At 66.7% G+C, this 6,222-nt stretch carries 10 protein-coding genes; 3 read left to right on the top strand and 7 right to left on the bottom strand.

Features of this window, described 5'->3' with window-relative positions; genetic code table 11:
* The coding region (locus B0E52_RS16245; RefSeq protein WP_254426844.1) for a hypothetical protein at positions 1-349 on the bottom strand (349 nt) is incomplete at its 3' end.
* A 119-nt stretch (positions 350-468) separates the two neighbouring features.
* Here B0E52_RS16245 and B0E52_RS16240 point away from each other — a divergent pair.
* Positions 469-1,593 (top strand): FRG domain-containing protein, encoded by a 1,125-nt coding sequence (locus tag B0E52_RS16240; protein WP_077485526.1) that lies wholly within the window; start codon positions 469-471, stop codon positions 1,591-1,593.
* Between the two features lie 118 nt (positions 1,594-1,711).
* Here the strand turns inward: B0E52_RS16240 and B0E52_RS16235 are convergent, their stop codons facing one another.
* From B0E52_RS16235 to B0E52_RS16210, 6 genes are all read right to left on the bottom strand, one after another.
* Positions 1,712-2,002: a HigA family addiction module antitoxin gene (locus B0E52_RS16235; protein WP_077485524.1), complete on the bottom strand. Its 291-nt coding sequence runs from the start codon at positions 2,000-2,002 to the stop codon at positions 1,712-1,714.
* Positions 2,003-2,015: 13 nt separating this feature from the next.
* Positions 2,016-2,297 (bottom strand): type II toxin-antitoxin system RelE/ParE family toxin, encoded by a 282-nt coding sequence (locus B0E52_RS16230; protein WP_077485522.1) that lies wholly within the window; start codon positions 2,295-2,297, stop codon positions 2,016-2,018.
* A 100-nt stretch (positions 2,298-2,397) separates the two neighbouring features.
* Positions 2,398-2,871, bottom strand: coding sequence for a DoxX family protein (locus tag B0E52_RS16225; RefSeq protein ID WP_077485521.1), 474 nt, complete (start codon positions 2,869-2,871; stop codon positions 2,398-2,400).
* Entirely contained in the window at positions 2,868-3,662 is a 795-nt protein-coding gene (locus tag B0E52_RS16220; RefSeq protein WP_168174211.1) for a DNA-binding domain-containing protein, read from the bottom strand. Before B0E52_RS16220 ends, B0E52_RS16225 begins: the two co-directional genes overlap by 4 nt.
* Positions 3,634-4,560 (bottom strand): DUF692 domain-containing protein, encoded by a 927-nt coding sequence (locus B0E52_RS16215; protein ID WP_254426843.1) that lies wholly within the window; start codon positions 4,558-4,560, stop codon positions 3,634-3,636. The genes B0E52_RS16220 and B0E52_RS16215 overlap by 29 nt, the downstream gene beginning before the upstream one ends.
* Positions 4,561-4,565: 5 nt before the next feature.
* Positions 4,566-4,874 carry a DUF2282 domain-containing protein gene (locus B0E52_RS16210; RefSeq protein WP_077485518.1) on the bottom strand — a complete coding sequence of 103 codons (309 nt, stop codon included), beginning with the start codon at positions 4,872-4,874 and terminating at the stop codon, positions 4,566-4,568.
* 168 nt (positions 4,875-5,042) lie between these two features.
* Between B0E52_RS16210 and B0E52_RS16205 the strand changes: the two genes are divergently transcribed.
* Together B0E52_RS16205 and B0E52_RS16200 are read left to right on the top strand one after the other, a co-directional pair.
* Positions 5,043-5,759, top strand: a complete 717-nt coding sequence (locus B0E52_RS16205; protein ID WP_077485516.1) for a glycosyltransferase — start codon at positions 5,043-5,045, stop codon at positions 5,757-5,759.
* Between the two features lie 66 nt (positions 5,760-5,825).
* Positions 5,826-6,194 (top strand): DUF488 domain-containing protein, encoded by a 369-nt coding sequence (locus B0E52_RS16200; protein WP_077485515.1) that lies wholly within the window; start codon positions 5,826-5,828, stop codon positions 6,192-6,194.
* The last annotated feature ends 28 nt before the right edge of the window (positions 6,195-6,222 follow it).

Raw genomic sequence — 6,222 nt, 5'->3', positions numbered from 1 at the left:
GCGGGGTGGAGGCAGAGCTGGGGCGGTTGGCGCCTTGAGGGGCGACCGGTGTTTTGGAGTACGCCAAAGCGTCTAACCCGCGAGACCGGATCTCTCCGGTCATCCTCGTCGAACTCATGTTGACCGCCGTGGGAGCGATGCGGTCGCGCTGGAAGTGGCCGTTATCGACCCTGAGCTGCCGGTCGCGAGCGTCAGCTTTGCGGAAGCCTATTTCCCAGGAGTGACCGCAGGCATCTGGCAGTGCGAGTGAGTCCAATGCATGGCGTGCGTCCCTTCGGACATCCACCAACTCAAACAGACAGTAGGTCTCCTCGGACGAGCAGCGCTCCAGCGCAAAATCGTCAAGCACCAACAGTTGCACTCGCGCCAGACGTTTTAAAAACCGGTCCCACTCACCCTGCTGGCGGTGCTCTGCGTCCTTAGACGGGCTAACCTGTTTTGGGGCCTAGACGACGAGAAGGGGCGTTCATGCAAGTAAAGCACTTCGACTCCATGAATGAAGTGATGGCGCATCTCCGCTCCGAGGTGCCCGCAAACCCCTATGCCCAGTTCATGAAGAGCGGTTATCAATGGGTCAATGACGGTGGCGCAGGGCGACTGATTCCGTCCAAAGGCTCGTCATTCTGGTCGCCGTTTCTCTACCGGGGGCAGACGCGTCGCTATACCCCTTGCGTCCCCGGCGTCTTTCGCGGCCTCCCAAAGGTGAACCACCCGGACCAACTGCCGCGCCGCGACCATGCACAATCCTATTTGGCTGGCGTTCGCCTGGAGGAGTTCATGTGGGCGCTCACCGAGCATCCCGCGTACGAGTTCTCAAGCAAGATGGGATTGGTGGTGAGTTCGGAAGCGCTCGCGCAGCACTATGAATTGCCAACGGGGCGCCTGGATCTCACCCAAGACCCCGACGTAGCCGCGTTCTTTGCCACCAACTGGCGAGACGACTCTGGGACGTGGTATCCCATGGAGGACGGGGAAGGGGTGGTTTATCGCGTCGGTGTGCCGCGCCTCATGCAAGGGTTGGGGAAACACCGTGAGTTCTATCTGGAATGGATTGGCAAGCAGGCGTGGCCGCGACCTGGCGAACAAAAGGGGTGCACGCTCTTGGTCCCGCTCGGAGCCGACTTCGAAGAAATCGATGGAGACATCTTCACTTTTCGGCACGATGCGGCTTGCGGATGCCAGTACAACGATCTGTTTGACGGTGGCAAAACACTATTTCCGCCGGATGTGCTTTCGGAAGTCGCAGATAGCATCAGAACGTGTGCTACTGCCGCCAAGGTCATGCTGGTCAAAACGCTGGAGCGAAACGGCTTCAGTGGTGCAGCGCTGGAGGAGCAGGTACGTGCGAGCATCGACTACTTCCAGGAACACCTGGGCGTCGAAGTAGTAGACCGGACCCCCATCTCATTGACCGAAGACCAGAAGGCCCGAGCGAAGACGCAGGTGGCTGAGATGAAAAAGACCTTTCTCGACAACGTCCGGGTATATCCGGTTCGAACGGCGAAACCGGGCGACGTTGAGGAACTCAGGAAGAGAGGGGTTCGGGTCTATGTGATTGGCGAGGATACACATGGGAATACCGAGGTGCCCTGAAGCAGGTAAGCGGCCACGCTGTTTCAGACCGAAACCCGGGTCAGAGTGAACTTTCGTCAGGGGGCGAAGTTGGTACCAGGGGCACTACCGGTGGTTGGCAGACGCCAGGCGCGCCGGATCACGCGGCAATCCGCTCGATGCGCGTGATCTGCCCGCCGAGGGCGCGGTGGGCTTCTTCGAGGTCGTAGTCGGCCTGCAGGCCGAGCCAGAAGCGTTCGCTGGTGCCGAGCGCAGCGGCGAGGCGCACGGCGGTGTCGGCGGTGATGCCGCGCTTGCCGAGCACGATCTCGTTGATGCGGCGTGGCGGCACGTCGGCGGCGCGGGCGAGGGCGTTCTGGCTGATGCCCAGAGGGGCGAGGAACTCCTCCAGCAGCACTTCACCGGGATGGATGTTGGGCAGGGTCTTCATGCTGGCTCGCTGTTCAGTGGTAGTCGACGATCGCCACGCCGATCGCATCACCATCCTTCCATTGAAAGCAGATGCGCCATTGGTCGTTGATCCGGATGCTGTGCTGGCCTTTGCGGTCGCCTTTCAGGGCTTCGAGCCGGTTCGCGGGCGGTATGCGCAGATCGTCCAGCGTGGCAGCGTTGTTCAGCATGCGCAGCTTGCGACGCGCGACCGACTGGATATCCGTGGGCAGTCGCCGAGACGGCACGCCGCGCCAGATCTTCTCGGCTTCCCTGTCGTCGAACGTCCGGATCATGGCTTGACCATAACGCAGTGCGTCATATGACGCAAGACGTCATGGCGCTCGAGGCGCGGCAGGCGCGGCAGGCGCACTGCGGCAGCGCCGTCGTCTACCGCTATCGCGCCAATCCGCGCCGTAGAAGCGCGTCCACCGACACCCTTCCCGCCCCCAGCGCCACCAAGGCCAGCAGCATCAGCCCCCACGCCTTGTGGTCGTTGAAGTCGCCGCCGATCAGGCCGGTCCAGAAGCCGTTGGGCCACAGTGCGGGATACGAGATCACGCAGATGATGTTGTAGACGAACAGCACGGCGGCGACCACGCGGGTGCCGAGGCCCAGCGCGAGGAACCACGGCAGCACCAGTTCGGTCCACATGCCCAGGGCGGCGGCGACGGCTGGCGCGAGCAGGGGCACGTGGTATTCGTTCTCGAACAGGTAGGCGGTGCCCGTGGGGTCGGCCCACTTCACCACGCCGGCGCGCCAGAACGCGATCGCCACGAACAGGCGGAACAGCAGCAGGGCGAGCGGGGTGAGCACGGCGAGTTGCGCGGTGAGGCGCGACCAGCGGGCGATGGCGACGGTAGCGTTCATGCGGGCGGTTCCTCGGAGCAAGAAGTGACGGGGCACGCGGCGAGCAGCGCGTGTTCGAGCAGGGGAAGCAGCAGGGTCTCGGGCGCGACTTGCGCATCGATGAGCTGCGCGGCCGCGAGCGCCAGGGTTAGCGATGCCTTGTGCCGCAGCGCGCGCACGAACGCGGCTTGCGCGGGCGCGATCGCGCGCATCGCCACCTGGCCGCCTTCGCGCCACAGCAGCACCGATTGCGGTACGGCGGGCTCGACGTCGCCGTCTTCCGGTGCCTGCGCGTAGCGCCACAGGTCGAGCACGGCCCACGCCGAGCTCAGCACGCGCACGCAAGGCCGCAGGTGCAGCGCGGCATGTGGATCGGCGAGGGCGGCGACCAACACATCGGCGTCGGCGGGCGCGGTGTCCGCGGCCAGCGCGACTTGCTGGCGCAGCCATTCCAGTCGTGCCACGTCGCCCAGCCACGGCCAAGCCGCGGTTTCCGGCTGCGCGGCGAGGTAATCGGCGAAGTCCGCGCCGTAGTCCTGCAGGTTGCCGCTGCGGCTGCCGCGGTACGCGGCGTGACGGGTGGCGAGGCCGTCGAGGCAGTCCGCGCCGAGCAGGCGTTGCAGTGCCGGGTAGCTGGTGGCCAGCGCATCGACGTGGATCGCGAGGTTCGCGTGGCGGTAGATGCGCAGGCGGGCGGCGGGCGCGATGCCGCGCGCGGCGATCCACGGTTCCAGCGTGGGCGCGGCGCCGTCGACGATGGCGCCGGCGAACGCGCGCTGCAGTTCAGCCAGCGACGGCGGCGAGGTCGACATGGGTGTGCTCATCGGGATGGTGTTCATCGGCGTCTTGCTCATCGAGGCCGTACTGGTCGAGACAGGCGGTGGCGAGCCGCGCCTCGTTTTCGAGCACGGCGAAGTCGGGCAGGTCCTGGTCCCATTCGATCAGGGTGGGTTGCGCGCCGATGCGCGCCAGCGTGTAGTCGTACAGCGCCCACACGGCGGGATCGACGCGGCAGTTGTGCGAGTCGATCAGCAGCGGGCCGCCCAGCCCTTCCTTGCGGGTGAAGCCGGCCAGGTGCAGCTCGCCCACCGCGGCGGCGGGGATGCCGTCGATGTAGCGCTGCGCGTCGAAGCCGTGGTTCACGCTGTTGACGTAGACGTTGTTGACGTCCAGCAGCAGGCCGCAGCCGCTGCGTGCGGCGAGCGCGGCGAGGAACTCCCACTCGCGCAGCGTCGAGTGGGTGAAATGGATGTAGCTGGAGACGTTCTCCACCAGCACGCGGCGGCCCAGTGCGTCCTGCAGCTGACCCACGCGCGCCACCATCAGCTCCAGCGCTTCTTCGGTGCAGGGCAAGGGCAGCAGGTCGTTGTAGTGGCGCCCGGCTACGGCGCCCCAGCACAGGTGCTCGGAGACCAGCGCCGGCTCGGCGCGTTCCACCAGTGCACGCAGCGCGGCGAGGTGGGCAGAGTCGAGCGGATCGGCCGAACCCAGCGACAGGCCCACGCCGTGCAGGCTCACCGGGTAGTCGCGGCGCAGCGCGTCGAATGCATCCCACAGCGCGCCGCCGGCGCAAAAGAGATTTTCGCTGTGCAGCTCGAAGAACGGCACGGCAGGCCGGTGTTCCAGCACGTGAGCGACGTGCGCCGGCCGCAGCCCGATCCCGACCTGGGTCGGGATCGGCTGCGCACGCACGGGGCGTGACGGGGGCACGGCTATCAGCTCTTCTTCATCATGTCGTCGTGCGACATGGCGGCATGGGCCTGCAGCGAACCGCCCTCGAGCTTGCCGCACAGGCCGGTGGGCACCGCCACGAAGGCCTGCGGATCGCGCGCCTTGCTGTCCTGCCCGGCGCAGGAATGACCCGGGGACTGGCAGTCGTTCTTCATCGCGGCGTTGACGCCGTAACACTTCTGCGTGGCGCTGGCGGCCATCTTGTCGGCGGCATGGGCGGTGCTGGCGGCGCCCAGTGCGCCGGCGGCGAGCAGGCTGAGCAGGGCGGAGCTGAGGATGGTCTGGGCTTGCATGGGTCTCTCCCGTGGGGCCGGACGATTCCGGCTGCGGAAGGAGACCCGGCGGCCCGGGATTTCCTTACAGCGGGTTTTGCGTCCCGTGCCGGCGGTCGGCGCCGGCAGGCATTAAACTGCGCATTCGCTGCCGTCCGTGGCGCCCGTTTCCGCTGAAAGGCCTGTCCCATGCCGCAACTGTCCGTCGTCGTTCCCGTGTTCAACGAGCGCGACAACATCCCGCCGCTGCTCGCCGAGATCGCCGCCGCCTTGCGCGGCAAGGTGGACTACGAGGTGGTCTACGTCGACGACGATTCCAGCGACGACAGCCGTGCCGTGCTGGATGCACAGAAGGCGCAGCATCCGGAATTGCGCGTGCTGCACCACGTCACCCGCAGCGGCCAGAGCACCGCGGTGTGGAACGGCGTGCGCGCGGCGCGCGGCACCTGGATCGCCACGCTGGACGGCGACGGCCAGAACGACCCCGCCGACATCCCGAAACTGCTCGCCGCGCGCGACGTTGCCGCGGCCGAGGTGAAGCTGTTCGCCGGCTGGCGCACCACGCGCCGCGACAGCTTCAACAAGCGCATCTCGTCGAAGATCGCCAACGCGGTGCGCTCGCGCATGCTCAAGGACGCCACCCCTGACACCGGCTGCGGCCTGAAGCTGTTCGAGCGCGAGGTGTTCCTGCGCCTGCCCTACTTCGACCACATGCACCGCTACCTGCCGGCGCTGGTGAAGCGCGCCGGCTTCCAGAGCACCAGCGTGCCGGTGGGCCACCGCCCGCGCACCGCGGGCGTGTCCAAGTACGGCATGCTGGATCGGCTATGGGTGGGCCTGGCCGACCTGCGCGGCGTGGCCTGGCTGATGCGCCGTGGCAAGGTCACCCGGGTCGAGGAGCTCTGATCTGCATCACGCCCGCGCGATGGCGCGGGCGTATGCTGGAACGCATTCCCTGCAGGGAGTTGCGTGATGAGCATTGCCGTGAAACGTGTCTACGAGCCGCCGGCGAAGTCCGACGGCTATCGCGTGCTGATCGACCGCCTGTGGCCGCGCGGGCTGAAGAAGGAAGACGTGCCGCTGGACCTGTGGGCCAAGGAGCTGGCGCCGTCCACCGCGCTGCGCCAGTGGTTCGACCACGATCCGGCGAAGTGGGAAGGCTTCCGCCAGCGCTACGCGGGCGAACTGGACAAGCGTGCCGAACATTGGCGCCCGCTGGCCGAGCGGGCCGCGAAACATCCCGTCACCCTGCTCTACGGCGCCCGCGACGAGGAACACAACAACGCGGTGGTGATGAAGGCCTACCTGGAAAACTGGCTGCACACGCACGGGCCGCGTTGAGGCGGGGCGGCTACCGATACGGGTAGGA

It is taken from the genome of Rhodanobacter sp. C06 (genome assembly GCF_002001105.1).
Taxonomy (GTDB): domain Bacteria; phylum Pseudomonadota; class Gammaproteobacteria; order Xanthomonadales; family Rhodanobacteraceae; genus Rhodanobacter_A.
This window is presented reverse-complemented; position numbering and strand designations above follow the sequence as displayed.

Bases quoted from the DNA above. Each gene is read 5' to 3' on its own strand.
- B0E52_RS16240 (WP_077485526.1), top strand. From the start codon at position 469: ATGCAAGTAAAGCACTTCGACTCCATGAATGAAGTGATGGCGCATCTC.
- B0E52_RS16235 (WP_077485524.1), bottom strand. From the start codon at position 2,002: ATGAAGACCCTGCCCAACATCCATCCCGGTGAAGTGCTGCTGGAGGAG.
- B0E52_RS16230 (WP_077485522.1), bottom strand. From the start codon at position 2,297: ATGATCCGGACGTTCGACGACAGGGAAGCCGAGAAGATCTGGCGCGGC.
- B0E52_RS16225 (WP_077485521.1), bottom strand. From the start codon at position 2,871: ATGAACGCTACCGTCGCCATCGCCCGCTGGTCGCGCCTCACCGCGCAA.
- B0E52_RS16220 (WP_168174211.1), bottom strand. From the start codon at position 3,662: ATGTCGACCTCGCCGCCGTCGCTGGCTGAACTGCAGCGCGCGTTCGCC.
- B0E52_RS16210 (WP_077485518.1), bottom strand. From the start codon at position 4,874: ATGCAAGCCCAGACCATCCTCAGCTCCGCCCTGCTCAGCCTGCTCGCC.
- B0E52_RS16205 (WP_077485516.1), top strand. From the start codon at position 5,043: ATGCCGCAACTGTCCGTCGTCGTTCCCGTGTTCAACGAGCGCGACAAC.
- B0E52_RS16200 (WP_077485515.1), top strand. From the start codon at position 5,826: ATGAGCATTGCCGTGAAACGTGTCTACGAGCCGCCGGCGAAGTCCGAC.